The organism is Curtobacterium citreum (genome assembly GCF_006715175.1).
Taxonomy (GTDB): domain Bacteria; phylum Actinomycetota; class Actinomycetes; order Actinomycetales; family Microbacteriaceae; genus Curtobacterium; species Curtobacterium citreum.
The window spans coordinates 1,693,992-1,712,899 of the sequence record NZ_VFMQ01000001.1; the positions used below are offsets into that span (position 1 = coordinate 1,693,992).

The following is an 18,908-nucleotide window of genomic DNA, read 5'->3' on the forward strand; positions in this document are numbered from 1 at the left end:
CGTTTGACCGTGGGACAGCCTAGGGCACGGGCTCGGTCCGTGCGCGGAGGCGCGGGGGACTAGGGGAGGACGACCACCTGGGCACCGAACACGAGTCCGGCGCCGAAGCCGATCTGCAGGGCGAGGCCGCCCGACAGTTCCGGGTGCTCCTCGAGCAGGCGGTGCGTGGCGAGCGGGATGCTCGCGGCGGAGGTGTTGCCGGTCGTGGTGATGTCGCGGGCGATCGTCACCGTGTCAGGCAGGCCGAGCTGCTTGGCGAACTCGTCGATGATCCGGATGTTCGCCTGGTGCGGCACGAAGGCGGCGAGGTCCTCGGGGCGGACCCCGGCGGTCTCGAGTGCCTGGCGGGCGACCTTGACCATCTCCCACACGGCCCAGCGGAAGACCGTTTGTCCGGCCTGGCGCATGGTCGGTCGGGGTGCGCCGGCGGCCCACTCGTTGTAGGTCGCGGTCATGCCGATCGCGTCCCACTTCGAGCCGTCCGAGCCCCAGATCGTCGGGGCGATGCCGGGGAAGTCGCTCGGGCCGACCACGGCCGCGCCCGCCCCGTCACCGAGGAGGAACGAGATGGAACGGTCGGTCGGGTCGACGACGTCGCTGAGCTTCTCGGCGCCGACGACGAGCACGTGGTCGGCGAGACCGGACTTGATGAACGAGTCGGCCTGGGCGATGCCGTACGCGTAGCCGGCGCACGCGGCGCTGACGTCGTACGCCGCGGCCGGGGTGGCGCCGATGCGCTCGGCGAGCAGGGACGCCATCGACGGGGTCGCCACGGTGTGCGTGACGGTGCTCACCAGCACGACGCCGATCTGCGACGGCTCGATGCCGGCCTTCGCGATCGCCTCGCGCGCGGCGGCCTCGGCGAGGTCGACCGCTTCGACGTCGGCGCCCGCGCGCTTGCGGGTCACGATGCCGGTGCGCTGCCGGATCCACTCGTCGGAGGAGTCGATCGGGCCGACGAGGTCGTCGTTCGGGACGACGTTCTCGCCGCGGGCGGCGCCGAACGCGAGGATGCGGGTGAACTCGTGGCCGCGACGCTGCTGCAGCAGCGGACGGGAGGCACGGGGAGCGGCCGTCCCGTCGGTGGCGGGGGACGGCGTGGTCGCGTCGGTCATGCGGTTGCGTCTGCTTCCTGGCCTGCGGACTGGTCGCGGTCGCGCTCCAGGAGCTCGACGGCGGCGGGCAGGTCGTCGGGGGTCTTGATCGCCACGGTCGGGGTGCCGCGGAGGCCGCGCTTCGCGAGGCCGACCAGGGCACCGGCCGGGGCCAGTTCGATGATGCCGGTGACGCCGGCGGCGGCGAAGGACTCCATCACGGCGTCCCAGTGCACGGGGTTCTCGATCTGCTGGACCATGAGGTCGACGAAACGGCGGCCGTCGTCGACGCGGGAGCCGTCGGCGTTCGTCCAGATCGGCAGGCTCGGGTCGTGCGCGGTGGCGGCGGCCGCGACCGGGGCGACCCGGGCGACGGCGGGGGCCATGTACCGCGTGTGGAAGGCGCCGGCGACCGCGAGCGGGACCACGCGGGCCTTGGCGGGCGGCTCCGAGGCGAGGGCGGCGATGCCGTCGGCCGGACCGGCGACGACGGTCTGGCCGCCGCCGTTGTGGTTCGCGGGGACGAGGCCGTGCTGCTCGAGCGCCGCGGCGACCGCGTCCGGGTCGCCCCCCAGGACGGCGGCCATCGAGGTCGGTTTGAGGGCGGCGGCGTCGGCCATGGCCCGGCCGCGCTCGGCGACGAGCGACACGGCGTCGGTCGGCTCGAGGATCCCGGCCACGGCTGCGGCGGTGAACTCGCCGACGGAGTGGCCGGCGACCCCGCCGACGAGGGCACGACGGCCGTCGGCGAGCAGGGCGTCGGCGGTGACCAGGCCCGCGGCCACGATGAGCGGCTGCGCGAGCGCGGTGTCCTTGATGGTGTCGGCGTCGGACTCGGTGCCGTGGTGCACGAGGTCGACGCCGATCGCGTCGGACCACGCGCCCACGCGGTCACGGACGGCGGCGTCCTCGAGCCAGGGAGCGAGGAAGCCGGGGGTCTGGGAGCCCTGTCCGGGCGCGACGACGACGATCACCCATCGATCCTTCCTGCCGCGGCGGCCGAGGAGCGTGTGGACTTCCGACAGCGATCCGCCGGAGACCTTGTGCGATCCCTATCGTCGCGCGGCAGGCCGCCGGCGGCCGGTGTTCGACTCGGACATGGCGCCGAGGATGAGCGCCGACTGCACGATGAGGGCGTCGCGGGCGTGCGTGGCGTCCCACCCGATGACGTCGGCGACGCGGCGGAGCCGGTAGCGCACGGTGTTCGGGTGCACGAAGAGCTCGCGGGCCGTGGCCTCGAGCGACCGGCCGGTGTCCAGGTAGCACCAGAGCGTCTGGAGGAGCTCGGTGGACTGGTCCTTGAGCGGCACGTAGATGCGCTGGACGAGGGCGGACCGGGCCAGCGGGTCGCCGGCGAGGGCCCGTTCGGGCAGCAGGTCGTCCGCCAGCGCCGGGCGTGGGGCGCCGCGCCAGGCCCGCGCGACGGCGAACCCGGCGAGGGCGCCCTTCGCGCTGGTCGAGGCGTCGACGACCCCGGGGACCTCGTTGCCGAGGACCAGGTGGCCCTCGCCGAAGGACGGTTCGAGGGCCTGCGCGATGGCGGTGAAGGAGACGGGCTCCTCGCCCTCGGGGACGTCGTCCCGCGGGGTGGCGCGGCCGATGACGACCACGAGCCGCGATCCCTGGACGCCGATGAGCACGTCGGCGTCCATGTGCCGTGCGGTCCGCCGGATCTGGTCGACCTCGAGCTGCTTCGGGGCGTTGCCGACCAGGACCGCGACCTCGCCATGGCCGTGCCAGCCGAGCGCCGCGATGCGGGAGGGGAGTTCGTCGTCGTACTCGCCGGACAGGATGGAGTCGACGACGAGGGCCTCGAGCCGGGCGTCCCAGAGCCCACGGGCCTCGGCCGCGCGGGCGTAGACGTCGGCTGCCGCGAAGGCGATGTCCCGCGAGTACTTCAGGATCGCCTCCTGCAGCATCTCGTCGTCCTTGGCACGTTCCTCGACGACGGTGACCACCACGCGGATGAGCTGCAGGGTCTGCTGCAGGCTCACCGAGCGCAGGAGCTCGCGCGGCGCGGAGCCGAAGACGTCGGCGGCCGCTATCCACGGCGTCGACGCGCTGCCCTCGAGCCAGGAGATGAACGACGTGATGCCGGCCTGGGCCACGAGCCCGACGGCCGAGCGGCGCCCAGGGGGCATCTCGCTGTACCACGGGAGGGTGTCCTCGAGCCGCTTGATCGTCGCGGTCGAGAGTTCGCCCGACACCTGCCGGAGCCAGGAGAGCGCGCGGTCACGATCGCTCTCCCGGCCCACGGCGGTGTCGGTGCGGGGGGTGCTCACCTGCTGATCAGCTCTCGCCGCCAGCGCTGCCGGTCGTGCCGGCGGTGACGTCGTGCAGGCGGTAGCGGTCGATCGCCTGCTGGACGACGGCCTGGTCGACCTTGCCCTGGCGGGCGAGCTGCTGCAGCGTCCGCACGACGACCGAGGGGCCGTCGATGTGGAAGAAGCGGCGGGCGGCCGGACGCGTGTCCGAGAAGCCGAAGCCGTCGGCGCCGAGGGTCGCGTAGTCGGTCGGCACGAACGGGCGGATCTGCTCCTGCACCTGGTGCATGAAGTCGCTCACGGCGACGACCGGACCCTCGGTGCCGAGCAGGCGCTCGGTCACGTACGGGGTGCGCGGCTGCTCGTTCGGGTTGAGGAACGCGTGCTGCTCCGCGTCGAGACCGTCGCGGTACAGCTCACCCCAGCTCGTGACGCTCCAGACGTCGGCGGACACGCCCCAGTCCTCGGCGAGGAGCTGCTGCGCCTCGAGGATCCACGGCACCGCGACACCGGACGCGAGCAGCTGGGCCTTGGGGCCGTCGTGCTCGCTCGGCTTGAGCAGGTACATGCCCTTGACGATGCCCTCGACGTCGACGCCCTCGGGCTCGGCCGGCTGCACGAGCGGCTCGTTGTAGACCGTCAGGTAGTACATGACGTTCGGGTCGGCGTGCTTCGGCGAGCCGTCCTCGTTCGTGCCGTACATGCGCTCGAGACCGGAGCGGACGATGTGCCCGATCTCGTAGCCGTACGCCGGGTCGTAGGACACGACCGCCGGGTTCGTCGCCGCGAGGAGCAGCGAGTGGCCGTCGGCGTGCTGCAGGCCCTCGCCGGTCAGCGTGGTGCGACCGGCCGTGGCGCCGATCATGAAGCCGCGGGCCATCTGGTCGCCCGCCGCCCAGATGGCGTCGCCGGTGCGCTGGAACCCGAACTGCGAGTAGAAGACGTAGACCGGGATGAGCGGTTCGCCCTGCGTCGAGTACGAGGTGCCGATCGCGGTGAACGCCGCGAGTGCGCCCGCCTCGTTGATGCCGACGTGGACGATCTGGCCCTGCGGGCTCTCCTTGTAGGCCAGGAGGAGCTCGCGGTCGACCGAGGTGTAGTGCTGGCCGTTCGGGTTGTAGATCTTGGCGGTCGGGAAGTACGCGTCCATGCCGAACGTGCGTGCTTCGTCCGGGATGATCGGGACCACGCGGTCGCCGAAGTCCGGGGAACGGAGCAGGTCCTTGAGCAGGCGCGCGAACGCCATGGTCGTGGCGACCTCCTGCTTGCCGGAGCCCTTCTTCACGACCTGGTACTTCGCGTCCTCGGGGAGGGTGAACTGCGTGTACTTCGTCCGGCGCTCCGGCACGTAGCCGCCGAGCTCGCGGCGACGCTCGTGCATGTACCGGATCGCCTCGTCGTCGTTGCCCGGGTGGTAGTACGGCGGCGTGTAGGGGTTCTCCTCGAGCTGCGCGTCGGAGATCGGGATGCGCATCTCGTCGCGGAACTGCTTGAGGTTGTCGAGCGTGAGCTTCTTCATCTGGTGGGTCGCGTTGCGGCCCTCGAAGCTCGGGCCGAGGCCGTAGCCCTTGACGGTCTTCGCGAGGATGACGGTCGGCTGGCCCTTGTGCTCGGTCGCGGCCTTGAACGCGGCGTAGACCTTGCGGTAGTCGTGGCCACCGCGCTTGAGGTTCCAGATCTGGTCGTCCGAGTAGTCCTTGACCAGCTCGAGCGCCTTCGGGTCGCGCCCGAAGAAGTTCTCGCGGACGTAGGCGCCGTTCTCGGCCTTGTACGTCTGGTAGTCGCCGTCCGGCGTGGCGTTCATCAGGTTGAGCAGCGCGCCGTCGGTGTCACGCGCGAGCAGGTCGTCCCACTCGCGGCCCCACACGACCTTGATGACGTTCCAGCCGGCACCGCGGAAGAACGCCTCGAGCTCCTGGATGATCTTGCCGTTGCCGCGCACCGGGCCGTCGAGGCGCTGGAGGTTGCAGTTGATGACGAAGTTCAGGTTGTCGAGCCCGTCGTTCGCCGCGACCTGCAGCTGACCGCGCGACTCGACCTCGTCCATCTCGCCGTCGCCGAGGAACGCCCAGACCTGCTGGTCGCCGGCGTCCTTGATGCCGCGGTTGGTGAGGTACTTGGCCTGCTGGGCCTGGTAGATCGCGTTGATCGGGCCGATGCCCATCGACACGGTCGGGAACTGCCAGAAGTGCGGCATGAGGCGCGGGTGCGGGTACGACGACAGGCCGCCGCCGGCGTGCGACTTCTCCTGGCGGAAGCCGTCGAGCTGGTCCTCGCTGAGGCGGCCTTCCATGTATGCGCGGGCGTACATGCCGGGGGAGGCGTGGCCCTGGAAGAACACCTGGTCGCCGCCGGACGGGTGGTCCTGCGCGCGGAAGAAGTGGTTGTAGCCGACCTCGTACATCGCGGCGCTCGACGCGTAGGTCGAGATGTGGCCGCCGACGGCGATGCCGGGGCGCTGCGCGCGGTGCACGGTGATCGCGGCGTTCCAGCGGATCCACCGGCGGTAGCGGCGCTCGAGTTCTTCGTCGCCGGGGAACTCCGGCTCGTCCTCCGGCGCGATCGTGTTGACGTAGTCGGTCGTCGGGACCATCGGCACGCCGAGGTGCAGCTCGTTCGAGCGCTTCAGCAGGCTCTGCATGATCTCGCGGGCCCGCTGGTGGCCGTGCGTCGCGACGAGACCGTCGAGCGATTCACGCCACTCTGCGGTCTCCTCCGGGTCCTGGTCGGTCCCTGCGGTGCTGCGCGGGTCCTGGTCGTTCACCGTCACCCTTGACCTCGTTCGTTCTCGTGGTGGTGGACATGGTGGTTCCCGTTCGGGTCGGGTCGCGACCGGCGGGGAAACCCACACCACTCTAGGCCCCACCACCGACCGGCAGCCTGATGGTGACGCGCAGGTGGACACGCGCTTGCATTCGGGTGCCGTCGGCGTACGATTGCCGATCGTGCACGCGCGACCCGCGCCTGCACACGCGACACGGGCACACCCCACGCCCGAGGAAGAAGCACGCACCGATGGCCCTGGAGATCGGCTCGATCGCGCCGGACTTCGAACTCCCGAACCAGTTCGGTGAGCACGTCCGCCTCAGCGACTTCCGCGGCGTCCGCCCGGTCGCCCTCGTCTTCTTCCCCCTCGCGTTCTCGTCGGGCTGCACCAACGAGCTGTGCACCCTGCAGGACAACATCGCGATGTTCGAGGACCAGCGGGTCGAGCTCATCGGCGTCTCCGTCGACTCGAAGGCCACGCTGCGGTCGTTCGCGGAGCAGCACGGCTACGACTTCGAGCTCCTCGCCGACTTCTGGCCGCACGGCGCCGTGTCGAAGGAGTACGGCGTCTTCCTCGAGAAGAAGGGCTTCGCCACCCGCGCGACCTTCGTCATCGACGTGCAGGGCCGCATCAAGGCGTCGATCATCACCGAGCCCGGTCTGCAGCGCGACGTCGCCGAGTACCGCGCGGCGCTCGACCGGCTCGCCGCCTGCACCGCGCCCGTCCCGGTCGGCTGACCCCGTCCCCGGTCGACTGGACGAGGACTACGCGCCGTACCCGGTGACGGCCGACCCGACCACGTGGTCGCTGCGTCGTACGGTCGTCCGGACCGGCGTCGGACCGGTCGTGGTGCACCACCGACCAGGCCCGCGTCCCGTCGTGCTGCTGCACGGCGTCGCGGGGTCGTGGACGACCTGGACGCCGGTGCTCCGGGCCGCTGACGGCGTCGACGGCCGGGGGCTCGTGCTCCTCGACCTCCCGGGATGGGGCGCGTCGCCGCCGCCGGAGCGCCCGGTGGACGTCGACGCGGGAGCACGGGTCGTCGCGGACGTGCTCGACGCGCTCGGGGTGGCCTCCGCGGACGTCGTCGGGCACTCGATGGGTGCGTTCGTCGGGCTCCACCTGGCCCGGACGGCCCCGGACCGCGTGCGCTCGCTCGGGCTGGTCTCCGGGACCACGACGGCGACGGCACGTGCCGCCGCCCACCCGCTCCGCGCGCTCCGGACCCTGCCGGCGTTCACGCTGCTCCGCGCAGGGGTGCTCGTCACGGGTGGTGCAGCACGCGGCATGCTCCGCGGGCTCGCCCGGGTCGGGCTGTTGCCGCTGCTGGCCGCCCCGGTGTTCGCCCACGTGCGGCGGCTCGACCGGAGCGTGCTCGACGCGTTCGTGCAGGAGTTCCGCCCGGAGCTGTTCGCCCTGACCGCCCGCGCCGCCGCGGGGTACGACGTCGACGGCTGGCGGACGATCAGCGTGCCGGTCGCGGCGGTCGTCGGGCGTGGGGACGTGTTCGCCCGACCGTCCGACCTCGACGACCTGCGCGCACTCCTGCCCGCCGTGCGCACGGCGGTGCTCGAGGACTGCGGACACTTCGCGCACGTCGAGCACCCCGCCGCCGTCGCACGGTTCACCGGGCTGCTGCCGACCCCCTGACGGACGTCCTGACGCGTTCAGCGGGACAGGGCCCGCGCGGGGAACGTCTCGGCGACCCGCGACCGCACCTCGGCGACGACGGTCCGGCGCATACCGGGGGAGAAGAGTGCGTGGTCGCCGTCCGGGACCGCGACGACGGTCAGCCGGGCGCCCCACCGACGGACCGCACGGCGACCGCCGAACCGGTCGAAGACCGCGAGGTCCTCCGGGGTGGCGACGACCACGACGTCGGTCCCGCGGTCGAGCACGGGTCCGAGGTGGCCGACCACGCTGCCCAGGGCACCCCGACGAGCGATGCGGTCACGGAGACCGGCCGGGACCCAGCGGTTGTAGGGACCACGCAGCCAGCGGCGCAGCGGGGAGGCGTCCGCGACCCCCTGCGCGGTCTCGGCGTACGACCCCGGCGCGGCCGGGGTGCGGCGGTAGTCGTTCGGGCTGATCTCGACGACGAGCCGCGGGTGCTCCTCGACCGCCCGGCCGGCGAGCCAGGCGCCGGCGCACATCCCGACGATCGCCAGTCGTTCGGCGGGCACGCGCAACGCGGCCACGACGGCTCGCTGGTCGTCCAGCCACTCCTGGGCGAACAGGAACGCCTGCTCGTCCGCGTGCACCGGTGAGCTCTCGCCCGTGCCACGGCGGTCGACCCGGACCACCCGGACGCCGTCGCGGGCCAGGGTCCGGGCGAGGTCGACCTGGTAGTCGGTGGCGCCCGTGCGGTGTTCGGCACCGCCGTTGTGCAGGACGACGACGGGGGCGTCCTCGTCCTGCGCCGACGACACCGTCTCGACGGCGAACAGCCCGTGTGGGCCGATCCGGAGGATGCGCTCGGCGACGCGGTCGTCGACGTCGAGGACCTCGTCGAGCGCCGGTGCCGTGGTCGGCGTCGCGACCGCGGGTGCCCAGGCGTCCAGCCGGTCGACGATCCTGGCGACCGCTGCCCCGGGGATCCGCGCGTCGATGCTCGTGCCGTCGAGCAGCTCCGCGGTGCCCGGGACCTCGAGCACCTCGGCCGACCCGAGGGCCCGGGGCGCGCGGGAGCCCGGCCGGACGACCGCGATCGTCGGACCGCTCCGCGCCGGGTAGGTCAGTGCCTCGACGACTGCGACCTCGGCCGGCGGGAGGTCGATGCCGACGAGCGACTCGACCCCGTCCACCGTGAGTGCGCCGCTGACCGACACGGCCGCGAGGGCACGCTGGCCCCGGAGCCATGCTCGGCCGGATGCCGGGGCGTCCCAGACGACGAGCGCGTCGTCGTCCGTCGCGGCGGCCGCCGCGACGAGCGCGGCCGACGCCAGTCCCACGAAGGCGATGCGCTCGACGCCCGCGCGGCGGAGCAGCGCCGCCGCGCACCGGGCGGAACGCACCTGCGCGTCCGGAGCCGCGTCGTCGGCGGAGTCGCCACGTCCGGACGGGTCGTAGCGCACCGAGGCCACGCCACGATCCTCCAGGCCGTCCGCCAGCAGGCGGAGCGTGCGGTACGCGATCACGCCCTCCTGGCCGAGCGGCGGGCAGAGGACGACGCCAGCGCGCGCGGCGTCGGGGAGCTGGACGGCGACCCGCATCGCGGGGCGACCGGACCAGCCGTGGTGCGTGCTCACAGGCCGAGGGCCGCGCGGACGTCGCCGTCCCAGCGGTCCGGGGCGGTGCCGTGCAGCGCGAACAGGGCGATCGTGATGCGCTCGAGGCCGAAGGCCAGGCAGGCGCTGTGCGCGACCGCGCCGTCCTCGGTGCGGAGGCCGAACGACGTGCCGAAGTGGTCCTCGTGCAGGTTCGCCGAGCTGATCGCCGTCTCGGGCAGGTCCGGGCCGTAGACGTGCGTGACGAACTCGAACTTGAGCGACTGCTCGACCTGGTTGCGGGCGAGGACCTGCCCCACCCGTCCGAAGAACGGGTCGTTCGCGGGGACGACGTCGATGCCGAGACCGAAGGACTCGAGCAGCGCGCGCATGCCGGGGATGCGGTCGTCGCGGTGCGCCCGGGCGGACGCCGGGGTGCCGACGTGCACGAACTCGTGCATGTGGAAGGCCTGCAGCCGCATGGGGTCGAGGGATGGTTCGCGGCGGAACGAGTCGCCGAGGACGTCGAGGTTCCGGCCGCCGGCGGGCACGACGTCGCCGATCAGCCCGTAGACGGGGTGGCAGACCGCCGGGGTCAGCATGAGGTCGGCGGGCTCGAGGAACGACTCCCAGCGCTCGCCGCGGTCGCGGGCCGCCAGGAGTGCGCGGTGGGCGCGGTCGTCGCCCGTGAAGCCGGACACGGCGGCGGCGAGGTCCGGGAAGGACGCGATGTAGTCGGTGCGCTCGAAGGCGGCGAGGGGCTCGACGGGCGGGAAGCGCAGGACGTCGGCGTCGAGGTCGGCCTGGCTCCGGACCGCCGCGGCGTCGACGGCGGCGTACACGCGCTCGAAGACGCCCGTGCGGCCGTAGAGCCCGGGGGAGCCGAGGTCGAGCAGGACCCCGTCGGCGAGCAGGCGTCCGCGGAGGTCGGCGCGCGCGGCGTCGAGCGCGGTGGGGGCCTGGTCGGTGTCGGGCTGGGTCGTGGGCTGGGTGATGGTCACAGCAGTGCTCCCGTCATGAGGGCGAGGTCGGCGTCGGCGGCGAGGAGTCGGTCGTTGGCCACCATCACCGCGGCGCCGTGCGCGTCGCGGAGGTGGCGGCCGAGGCTGGTCTGGCCGCTCGCGGCGTACCCGGCGATCCCGACGATGCGGAGCGCCCGGGTGACGAGGTCGGTGGCGCGCTCGGAGGCGCCCACCTTGAGGGCGTTCGCGGCGAGGGCGTGGGCGGGCGACCCGAGGGTCTCCGGGTCGTCGGCGGCCTCGTCGAAGCGGTCGGCCGACCGGCGTACGGTGTCGCCGAGCGCCTGCAGGTCGACGAGCAGCTCGGCGAGGCGGAGGGCGGACGGCGGGGTCGTGCCGAGCGAGGCGCGGGCCTGCTTCCGGACGGCGGCGCGGGCACGGTCGGCGGCGTCGGCGGCGATGCCGAGCCAGACCGAGGCCCAGAGGACGTGCGACACCGGCAGGACCGTCGTCGCGGAGATCGTGGCGTAGTCCTCGGGGAGCACGAGGTCGGCGTCCGTGTCGGCGTCGAGCACCCAGCCGTGGCTGCAGGTCCCGCGGAGGCCGAGGGTGTCCCACGTCGACGTCTGCGTCAGCGTGGTGTCCGACGGCAGGCAGACGACGAGACGCTGGTCGGACGGTGCCGCGTCGGGGGAGCGGCGCGCGGTGACGAGGACCGCGTCGGCCTCGGTGGCGTAGGAGATCACCGGCGCGTCCTTGTGCAGGTGCACGCGGCCGTCAGCGGTGGTCTCGACGGCGCAGGTGCTGCGGCGGGTGTCGCCGCCGACGCCGCGCTCGGTGGTCGCGGACGCGACGAGCGCCCCGTCGCGGACGGCGTCGACCGTGCGGGCGATCCCGGCCGAGGGGCCGCCGTGCCGCCAGAGGGCCATCGCCTGGCCGTGGTGCATCGCGAACACCATGCCGGTGGCGGCGCACGAGCGGCCGAGGGTGGTCGCGATGCGGGAGAGTTCGGCGAGGGTCGCGCCCTCGCCACCGAGCCGGACGGGCACCGCGGCGGCGAGCAGGCCGTGCTCGCGCATCGCGGCGATGGCCTCGCGCGGGGGTCGGGCGTCCCGGTCGACCTCGTCCGCGTGGCGGGCGGCGACCTCGGCGACCCGGGCAGCACGTTCGGCGAAGCGGTCCGAGGGAGCCGGAGCGTCCGCGACGGCCGGTGCCGGTGCGACCGCGGCGGCGGAAGCGGCCGAGGCGACCGGTGCGACCGCGGCGGCCGGGGCAGCCGGCCCCGACCCGGCGGGGCGGTCGAGCACGGGGGCGCTCACGCTGCCGCCCCCGTCGGGGTGCCGGCGCCGACGAGTGCCGTGGTGGCCGCGGCGACGAGGGCCTCGACCGTGGCGAAGGTGGAGCGGTGCAGCAGCGCGTCCGGGAACTCGGTGTCGAGGTCGTCCTCGATCGCGAGCATCACGGTCACCGATGCGTGCGAGGTCAGACCGAGCGTGTAGAGGTCCGCGATCGAGGCGACGTCCCGGGCGTTCACGGCGAGCCGGCCGTGGTCCGCCAGGGCGCCGCGCACGACCTGCTCGACCTCGCTGGCGTCGGGTGCGACAGCGGTGGCGACGGGGTTCGGGTCCTGGTCCATGCCCGCCACCATAGGGACGACCGGGCCTCGGGAAGCCGCCGTGCGGGTGCGGGAAACCGCACGCCTCCGGGCCCGACCAGCCCCGACGCGGGACCGGCCGTCGTCAGCGCTGGGTCAGCGCGACCGCGGTCGCGACCGCGAGTCCCCGTTCGTGGGACAGCGACACCGCGATCGCACCGCAGCCGATGGCGTCCGCGAGCGCTGCGGCCCGGCCGGACAGCTCCACCGTGGGGGCGCCGTCCACGTCGAGCACGATCGCGACGTCGCGGAGCGGGACCGCCTCGTCGCGAGCGGGGCGGAGCAGCTTGAGCACCGCCTCCTTCCCGGCGAACCGGGCGGTGAGGCGTTCCGGGTCGTCCCCGGCGTCGGCACGTTCCCGGTCGGTGAAGACGCGGGACAGGTAGCGCTCGCCGTGTGCGGCGACGGCCGCGACGACGTCGTCGACGGCGGCGAGGTCGGTGCCGGTGCGGATGGCCATCACGATGCGAGCGTACGGCGTGGGGGCGCGCCCCTGGTCGTCCGCACGGCTCAGCGGTACTGCGGCGGCCAGTCGAACGGCTGCGGCAGGTGTGCGACCTGCCCAATCCCGGTCACGGCGAGCACGATCTGCCGGCGGTCGGTCAGCGCGATCGAGCGCGGGTTGCCGAGGTACCGGTGGCCGTCGACCCAGACGGTGAGTTCACCCCGCAGCCCGCCGACGTGCCCGGCGCCGAGCGACACGTCCCACTCGTCGAAGAACTGGCCGAGCGTGAACGTCCGTCGCTCGGGGGACTCGACGTGCAGGATGCCCGACGTGTCGTGGGTGTGCAGCTCCGCGGCGAACCGTTCACGGTCGGAGTGGCCGACGTTCGCCGGCACCGTCACCGGCACGTCGCCGTCCAGGACGGTGAGGTGGGTGTGCACGTGCTCCGCCAGCGGCTCGCCCCACACGTCGTGCAGGCCCGCCGCGTCGGCTCGCGTCTGCAGGTCGGTGGGCGCCGGCCAGGGAGGCACGGTGCGGGTCGTCCCCGCCGCCGGCGCCGTGCAGACGGCCAGCAGCAGGACGGCGACCGCCGCGACGAGCGTCACGACGACGGCGCGGGGCGCCGTCGGCCGGGCGCCTCGGGCGCGGTCCCCGGCCCGGCCGGGTCGTGTGGTCGTCACCACCGGTCGTGCACGGCGGCGCGGAACCACCGGTCGTAGAGCTCGTGCACCGTGGCGTCGAGCCCCGGCACCTCGCCGAGGTCCGCCGCGCCGGCGTTCGAGCGGGCCTGCTCCGGGTTGCGCGCCCCGGGGATCGCTGCCGTGACACCCTCCTGCGCGATGATCCACGCGAGCGCGGCCTGCGGGACCGACATGCCCTCCGGGAGCGCCGCGGCGAAGGCCTGCGCGGCCTGCACCCCGTCGGCGAAGTCGACGCCGCTGAAGGTCTCGCCCTGGTCGAAGGCCTCGCCGTGCCGGTTGTAGTTGCGGTGGTCCTGCTCCGGGAAGGTCGTGTCCGTCGTGTACTTGCCGGAGAGCAGTCCCGACGCGAGCGGGACGCGGGCGAGGATGCCGACACCCGCTCCGCGCGCCGCGGGGAGCACCCGGTCCAGCGGCTTCAGGCGGAAGGCGTTGAGGATGACCTGCACGGTCGCCACGTTCGGTCGGGCGATCGCCGTGAGCGCCTGGTCGGCGGTCTCGACCGAGACACCGTAGGCGGCGACGGACCCGTCGGCGACGAGGGCGTCGAGGGCGTCGTACACGGCGTCGTCCTCGTAGACGGGCGTCGGCGGGCAGTGCAGCTGGACCAGGTCGAGGGTGTCCTGCCGCAGGTTCCCCCGGGAGCGGTCGACCCACTCGCGGAAGTGCGCGGCGACGTAGTTCGACGGGACCTGCTCGGCACGGCGGCCCATCTTCGTCGTGACGGTCAGCGGGACGTCGGGGTGGTCCTGGCGCCAGGCGCCGATGAGCTGCTCGCTCCGCCCGTCGCCGTACACGTCGGCGGTGTCGAACAGGGTCACGCCGGCCTCGACGGAGGCGTCCATGACGGCGTTCGCGTCCTGCTCGCTGACGGGACCCCAGTCGCCGCCGAACTGCCAGGTGCCGAGACCGACGACGGACACGGAGCGGCCGGTACGGCCGAGGGTGCGACTCTGCATGCTGCCGAGCGTAGCCACCACGACCTGCGCCGGTACGGCAGGATCGTGCCGTGAGCGGACCCGGACCCACGCGACCCGACGCCCTCGCCCGCCGCCTGACCCTGCCGGACGCCGTCCTGATCGGCCTGGGGTCGATGGTCGGCGCCGGGGTGTTCTCGGCGTTCGCGCCCGCCGCGGCCGCCGCGCACGGCTGGCTGCTGCTGAGCCTGGCGCTCGCCGGGTCCGTCGCGTTCTGCAACGCCACGTCGTCGGCGCAGCTCGCCGCCCAGTACCCGACCTCCGGCGGCGCGTACGTGTACGGACGGGAGCGGCTGGGCCCGTGGGCCGGGTACGCCGCGGGGTGGTGCTTCGTGATCGGGAAGACCGCGAGCGCCGCCGCGATGGCGCTGACGTTCGCCACGTACGCCGCGCCGGGTCCGTGGACGAAGCCGGTCGCGGTGCTCGCGGTCGTCGCGCTCACCACGGTGAACCTGCTCGGCGTCACGAGGACCGCCCTCGTCACCCGCGTCCTGGTGACCGTGTCGCTCGTCGCCCTGGCCGCCGTCGTGGTCGTGGGGCTGACGCACACCGCGCCGACGACCGCGCTCCCGGTGCCCCCTGCGGCACCGCTCGGTGTGCTGCAGGGCGCCGGGTTCCTGTTCTTCGCGTTCGCCGGGTACGCACGCATCGCGACGATGGGCGAGGAGGTCGTCGACCCTGCGCGGACCATCCCGCGCGCCGTGACGCTCGCGCTCGGGGCGGCACTCGTCGTGTACGCGGTGGTCGCGGTGTCGACCCTGCACGCGCTCGGCCCGGTCGGGACGGCGGCGACGCCCGCACCGCTCGCGGCCGTCGCCGCACTCCCAGGCGGACCGTGGCCGGTCGTGGTGCGGGTGGGTGCCGCAGCGGCGTCGCTCGGGGCGCTGCTCGCGATCGTCGCGGGGATCGGCAGGACGAGCCTCGCGATGGCGCGGGGTGGCGACCTGCCCGGGTGGCTGTCGGCCGTGCACCCTCGGTGGCGCGTCCCGCACCGCGCGGAGGTGCTGCTCGGCGTCGTGGTCGCGGTGCTCGTGCTCGTCACGGACCTGCGCGGTGCGATCGGGTTCTCGGCGTTCGGGGTCCTGCTCTACTACGCGGTCGCGAACGTCGCGGCGTGGACACAGGACCGTGCGCAGCGCCGGTACCCGCGGGTCCTCGCAGCCGCCGGCGTCCTCGGGTGCGTCGTCCTCGTCGTGACGCTGCCCACCGCCTCGTTGGGCGCCGGGGCCGTCGTGCTCCTGCTCGGTCTCGTCCTGCGGGCGGTGCGCCTGCGCGTCCGGCCCCCGACCCCGCGCTGACCCGACCGACCACGCTGTCGCTGCACCTGCGGGGCGGCGGTGGGGCGTGCCTCCAGGCCGTCCTGGTCAGGGGACGGTGGTGACCCCGCGACGGAGGACCGCGCGCGCAGCGCGGGCCCGGGGGATCACCCAGAGCGCCGACCAGGCGCCGATGCCGACCCACAGGCCGACGAGCAGGACCGTCAGGACCGGTCCGTGCTGCGGCTCGGCCGACCACGTCATGAGGCTCCACAGGACGCAGAGGACGATCTTGCTCCAGCCGGCGCCCTCGCGGTCCGCCTGTGCCTGCAGGAGCGGAACCCAGGTCTCGGCGGGGACGCCGGACGGAACAGCGCCGTCGGCGACCCACCGCTGGGCACGGACGCTCTGCTCGTAGCCGCCGGCGGTGCGCCAGCTCCGGAGCTGCGACCACACGCCGATCCCGGCGCCGACCGCGCCGGCGGGGACGCCGACCCCGACGAGCAGACCGGTGGTCGCGGCCGTCCACGACGACGCGAGGAGCACGGCGAGCACCCCGCCGAACGCGGCGCCCGCCACGGCGGCGCCGAGCAGCCGCAGCCGCCCGGCCTCGTCGACCACACCGACACCGTCCACGCGTGCGACCGTACCCCCGTCCGGTGCGGGAGCGCTGCGCATCCCCGCCCGCATCGGGCATGATCGACCGGTGCCCTCCACGAACCCGACCACCGCCTACCGTGCCGCCCGGGACGAGCTCCTCGCCGTCCTCGACGAGCAGGACCCCGTCCGCGCCGACGCCGCTCGCCGTACGTTCCGGTGGCCGGACCTCGGCCCGACCTTCAACTGGGCGACCGACTGGTTCGACGTGGTCGCGCGGGACAACGACCGGGTGGCGCTGTGGATCGTGGACGGGGACGGCGGATCCCGCACGACCTACGCCGAGATGGCCGCGCGGTCGGACCGGCTCGCGGTGCACCTGGACCGGTGGGGCGTCCGGAAGGGCGACCACGTGCTCGTCATGCTCGGCAACCAGCTCGAGCTGTGGGAGACCATGCTCGCCGTCATCAAGCTCGGCGCCGTGATCCTGCCGACCTCCACCATGCTCGACACCGCGGACCTGCAGGACCGCGTCGACCGCGGCGCCGTCGCGCACGTCGTGACGAACCGCGGCGAGACGCCGAAGTTCGACGGCGTGACCGGGGCGGAGTCCCGCATCGTGATCGGCGGCGACGTGGACGGGTGGCGCTCGTACCCGACGGACCTCGGCGAGCCCGCACCGGCCGACGAGCAGCGACCGGTCGTCACGACCCTGACCACCGACCCGTGCCTGGTGTACTTCACCTCGGGCACGACGTCCAAGCCGAAGATGGTCGTGCACTCGCAGACCTCGTACCCGGTCGGACACCTCAGCACCATGCACTGGCTGGGGCTCCGCCCCGGTGACGTGCACCTGGCGATCAGCTCGCCCGGCTGGGGCAAGCACGCGTGGAGCTGCTTCTTCTCGCCGTGGATCGCCGAGGCCACCGTCTACGTGTACGACACCCCGCGGTTCGACCCGGCGGGGCTCCTCGCCCGGCTCGACCAGGACGGCGTCGACACCTTCTGCGCGCCGCCGACCGCGTGGCGGATGCTGCTGCAGTCGGACCTCGGACCGAAGCCGCGGGTGCTGCGCGAGGTCGTCTCGGCGGGCGAGCCGCTCAACCCCGAGGTCATCGCGCGGGTCCAGGCGGCGTGGGGGCTCACCATCCGCGACGGCTACGGGCAGACCGAGACGACCGCGATCATCGGCAACGTCCCCGGCTCCCCGGTCACCCCGGGGGCGATGGGGCAGCCGCTGCCCGGCGTCTCCGTCGTGCTGCTCGACCCGCTCACCGGGGAGCCGGGTGACGAGGGCGAGGTCTGCCTCGACCTGACCGAGCGTCCGACGAACCTGATGTCGGGGTACCTCGGCGACCCGGCCCGCACGGACGACGCGATGCGCGACGGTTCCTTCCACACCGGCGACATCGCGAGCCGGGACGCCGATGGGCAGTTGACGTTCATCGGGCGGACCGACGACGTGTTCAAGTCCTCGGACTACAAGGTGTCACCGTTCGAGGTCGAGAGCGCCCTGCTGCAGCACCCCGCCGTGGCCGAGAGCGCGGTCGTGCCGGCTCCTGACGACGCCCGCCTCAACGTGGTGAAGGCCTACGTGGCGCTCGCCGCGGGATGGGAGCCGTCCGCCGAGACCGCCCGCGCGGTGCTCGGGCACGCCCGGACGTCGCTGCCGGCCTACGCCCGGGTGCGTCGGGTCGAGTTCGCAGAGCTGCCGAAGACGATCTCGGGGAAGATCCGGCGGGTCGAGCTGCGGGAGCGCGAGGAGCGCGCGGTGGCAGACGGCGTACCCGTGGCGGGGGAGTGGCGGGACGAGCAGTTCCCGGAGCTGCGGTCGGTCGGCCGGCGGGCGGACGACCGGCGGAGCTGAGCCAGCCAGACCGGCGCGGCGTCAGACCGCGCGGAAGAAGTCCCCGTACGACGGTTCCTGCGGCACGTCGCCGATGGTGCGGTGGTGCACGAGGGCGTCGATCTCGTCCGGGTGGCGCATGCCGCGGCGGTGCCACTCGTGCGGGTGGCGCTGGAGTTCGCTGAGTTCGCGGAGGTGGCCCATCGTGCTCAGGCCCCCAGGGTGACGACGGTCACGGCGGCGGTGGCGACGGTCACGGCGACGATGCCGAGGCTCGTCGCGACGGCGGCGAGCAGGCGGCCCCTTGCTGCCTCGCGGACCTCGGAGAACTGCGAGTGCGTCGCGTCGATGGTGCTCATGGCCGGCCCTTCCGTGTCGTCGGAGACCACCGTCTCGGTGGCTGGGTCCAGCATGCGCTGGTTTCTCTAGTTTGTCTAACTACTGATCTGAATGCGTACGCATATGGGACAGCGGGTCACGCGCCTCTGATCCGTCGTCCTCCATCGCGGCGATCAGCTCCGTGAAGAACCCGGCCATCTCGTCGACGGTCTGCGGCGACAGCCGCTCGGCGGCGGCGATCATCCGGGCGTGCACGTCGGTGAGCTCGGTCCGGACCTCCTCGTCGGTGTGCCCCGTCGCGACGAGCAGCGCGCCCCGGCCGTCCGTGGGGTCCGGGCGGCGCTCGGCGTGCCCGGAGGCGACGAGGCGCTTCACCACCGCGGTGGTCGACGCGGACGTGATGCCGAGGTGGGTCGCGAGGTCGCCTGGGCGGACCTGCTCGTCACGCTCGCCGGCGCGCAGGAGGAAGCGGACCGCCTCCATGTCCGTCGCGTTCATCTTCATCGACCGCCGCGTCCGCTCGCGCATCGCGACCTCGGCGGCGCGGTATCGCCGCATCAGGGTCAGGACCTCGACGCCGGACCGGGACGGCCGATCGGGGTACCAGTACCCCGTCGCGTCGTACGTGTCGCCTTCGGCCACGAGCAAACCTCCTGTTGCGGTACGCCGAACAATACCGGGGGACACGCCTGCACCGGGGTACAGGCGCACGGCCCCGTCGGAGCCGGCAGGCACCGACCGAGCCGGGCGTGCCCTCGCGGCGGGGCGCACGGACGCCGCCCGCGGCCGGGACGTAGGCTCCGTCG

19 protein-coding genes are annotated in these 18,908 nt (G+C 73.7%); 4 read left to right on the forward strand and 15 right to left on the reverse strand.

Translation table 11 applies throughout. The annotated features are described in order from the left end of the window. Window positions 1–59 precede the first annotated feature (59 nt). The 4 genes from FB462_RS08015 to aceE all read right to left on the reverse strand — a co-directional run bounded on the left by FB462_RS08015 (window position 60) and on the right by aceE (window position 6,128). Complete coding sequence (locus tag FB462_RS08015; RefSeq protein ID WP_058741349.1) at window positions 60–1,115, reverse strand: beta-ketoacyl-ACP synthase III; 1,056 nt, start codon at window positions 1,113–1,115, stop codon at window positions 60–62. Further along, window positions 1,112–2,068 carry an ACP S-malonyltransferase gene (locus FB462_RS08020; protein ID WP_141861243.1) on the reverse strand — a complete coding sequence of 319 codons (957 nt, stop codon included), beginning with the start codon at window positions 2,066–2,068 and terminating at the stop codon, window positions 1,112–1,114. Before FB462_RS08020 ends, FB462_RS08015 begins: the two co-directional genes overlap by 4 nt. Window positions 2,069–2,146: 78 nt before the next feature. Further along, window positions 2,147–3,376 (reverse strand): PucR family transcriptional regulator, encoded by a 1,230-nt coding sequence (locus FB462_RS08025; RefSeq protein ID WP_141861245.1) that lies wholly within the window; start codon window positions 3,374–3,376, stop codon window positions 2,147–2,149. Between the two features lie 7 nt (window positions 3,377–3,383). Beyond that, a complete protein-coding gene (gene aceE, locus FB462_RS08030; RefSeq protein WP_141861247.1) occupies window positions 3,384–6,128 on the reverse strand; it encodes a pyruvate dehydrogenase (acetyl-transferring), homodimeric type in 2,745 nt (914 codons plus the stop codon). 245 nt (window positions 6,129–6,373) lie between these two features. Here aceE and FB462_RS17285 point away from each other — a divergent pair, with 245 nt between their 5' ends. Both FB462_RS17285 and FB462_RS17290 read left to right on the forward strand, forming a co-directional pair. Beyond that, window positions 6,374–6,862 carry a peroxiredoxin gene (locus FB462_RS17285; protein WP_058741353.1) on the forward strand — a complete coding sequence of 163 codons (489 nt, stop codon included), beginning with the start codon at window positions 6,374–6,376 and terminating at the stop codon, window positions 6,860–6,862. A 43-nt stretch (window positions 6,863–6,905) separates the two neighbouring features. Beyond that, on the forward strand, window positions 6,906–7,775 hold the full coding sequence (locus FB462_RS17290) for an alpha/beta fold hydrolase (RefSeq protein ID WP_167510045.1): 870 nt from the start codon (window positions 6,906–6,908) through the stop codon (window positions 7,773–7,775). A gap of 17 nt (window positions 7,776–7,792) precedes the next feature. Here the strand turns inward: FB462_RS17290 and FB462_RS08040 are convergent, their stop codons facing one another. The 7 genes from FB462_RS08040 to FB462_RS08070 all read right to left on the reverse strand — a co-directional run bounded on the left by FB462_RS08040 (window position 7,793) and on the right by FB462_RS08070 (window position 14,046). Then, the gene (locus FB462_RS08040) at window positions 7,793–9,373 is read right to left on the reverse strand and encodes an alpha/beta fold hydrolase (protein WP_141861251.1); all 1,581 of its coding nucleotides are present in this window, start codon (window positions 9,371–9,373) and stop codon (window positions 7,793–7,795) included. Next, window positions 9,370–10,332, reverse strand: a complete 963-nt coding sequence (locus FB462_RS08045; protein WP_208738901.1) for an amino acid--[acyl-carrier-protein] ligase — start codon at window positions 10,330–10,332, stop codon at window positions 9,370–9,372. Before FB462_RS08045 ends, FB462_RS08040 begins: the two co-directional genes overlap by 4 nt. Further along, window positions 10,329–11,609, reverse strand: coding sequence for an acyl-CoA dehydrogenase family protein (locus FB462_RS08050; protein ID WP_208738902.1), 1,281 nt, complete (start codon window positions 11,607–11,609; stop codon window positions 10,329–10,331). Before FB462_RS08050 ends, FB462_RS08045 begins: the two co-directional genes overlap by 4 nt. Continuing rightward, window positions 11,606–11,926, reverse strand: a complete 321-nt coding sequence (locus tag FB462_RS08055) for an acyl carrier protein (RefSeq protein ID WP_141861253.1) — start codon at window positions 11,924–11,926, stop codon at window positions 11,606–11,608. Before FB462_RS08055 ends, FB462_RS08050 begins: the two co-directional genes overlap by 4 nt. Before the next feature lie 103 nt (window positions 11,927–12,029). Further along, a complete protein-coding gene (locus FB462_RS08060; RefSeq protein ID WP_167510046.1) occupies window positions 12,030–12,404 on the reverse strand; it encodes a holo-ACP synthase in 375 nt (124 codons plus the stop codon). A 50-nt stretch (window positions 12,405–12,454) separates the two neighbouring features. Next, window positions 12,455–13,069 carry a hypothetical protein gene (locus tag FB462_RS08065; protein ID WP_141861257.1) on the reverse strand — a complete coding sequence of 205 codons (615 nt, stop codon included), beginning with the start codon at window positions 13,067–13,069 and terminating at the stop codon, window positions 12,455–12,457. Continuing rightward, window positions 13,066–14,046 (reverse strand): aldo/keto reductase, encoded by a 981-nt coding sequence (locus tag FB462_RS08070; protein WP_141861259.1) that lies wholly within the window; start codon window positions 14,044–14,046, stop codon window positions 13,066–13,068. The genes FB462_RS08065 and FB462_RS08070 overlap by 4 nt, the downstream gene beginning before the upstream one ends. Window positions 14,047–14,096: 50 nt before the next feature. Between FB462_RS08070 and FB462_RS08075 the strand changes: the two genes are divergently transcribed. Further along, window positions 14,097–15,362, forward strand: coding sequence for an APC family permease (locus FB462_RS08075; protein WP_259550406.1), 1,266 nt, complete (start codon window positions 14,097–14,099; stop codon window positions 15,360–15,362). Window positions 15,363–15,428: 66 nt separating this feature from the next. Here the strand turns inward: FB462_RS08075 and FB462_RS08080 are convergent, their stop codons facing one another. Next, window positions 15,429–15,956: a hypothetical protein gene (locus tag FB462_RS08080; protein WP_141861261.1), complete on the reverse strand. Its 528-nt coding sequence runs from the start codon at window positions 15,954–15,956 to the stop codon at window positions 15,429–15,431. A gap of 70 nt (window positions 15,957–16,026) precedes the next feature. Between FB462_RS08080 and FB462_RS08085 the strand changes: the two genes are divergently transcribed. Next, window positions 16,027–17,784: an AMP-binding protein gene (locus FB462_RS08085; RefSeq protein ID WP_141861263.1), complete on the forward strand. Its 1,758-nt coding sequence runs from the start codon at window positions 16,027–16,029 to the stop codon at window positions 17,782–17,784. A 21-nt stretch (window positions 17,785–17,805) separates the two neighbouring features. Here FB462_RS08085 and FB462_RS17295 read toward each other — a convergent pair whose 3' ends face one another. The 3 genes from FB462_RS17295 to FB462_RS08090 all read right to left on the reverse strand — a co-directional run bounded on the left by FB462_RS17295 (window position 17,806) and on the right by FB462_RS08090 (window position 18,744). Next, complete coding sequence (locus tag FB462_RS17295) at window positions 17,806–17,967, reverse strand: hypothetical protein (RefSeq protein WP_167510047.1); 162 nt, start codon at window positions 17,965–17,967, stop codon at window positions 17,806–17,808. Window positions 17,968–17,972: 5 nt separating this feature from the next. Then, the gene (locus FB462_RS17300) at window positions 17,973–18,122 is read right to left on the reverse strand and encodes a hypothetical protein (protein WP_167510048.1); all 150 of its coding nucleotides are present in this window, start codon (window positions 18,120–18,122) and stop codon (window positions 17,973–17,975) included. A 79-nt stretch (window positions 18,123–18,201) separates the two neighbouring features. Beyond that, window positions 18,202–18,744: a MarR family winged helix-turn-helix transcriptional regulator gene (locus FB462_RS08090; RefSeq protein ID WP_141861265.1), complete on the reverse strand. Its 543-nt coding sequence runs from the start codon at window positions 18,742–18,744 to the stop codon at window positions 18,202–18,204. Between the last annotated feature and the right edge of the window lie 164 nt (window positions 18,745–18,908).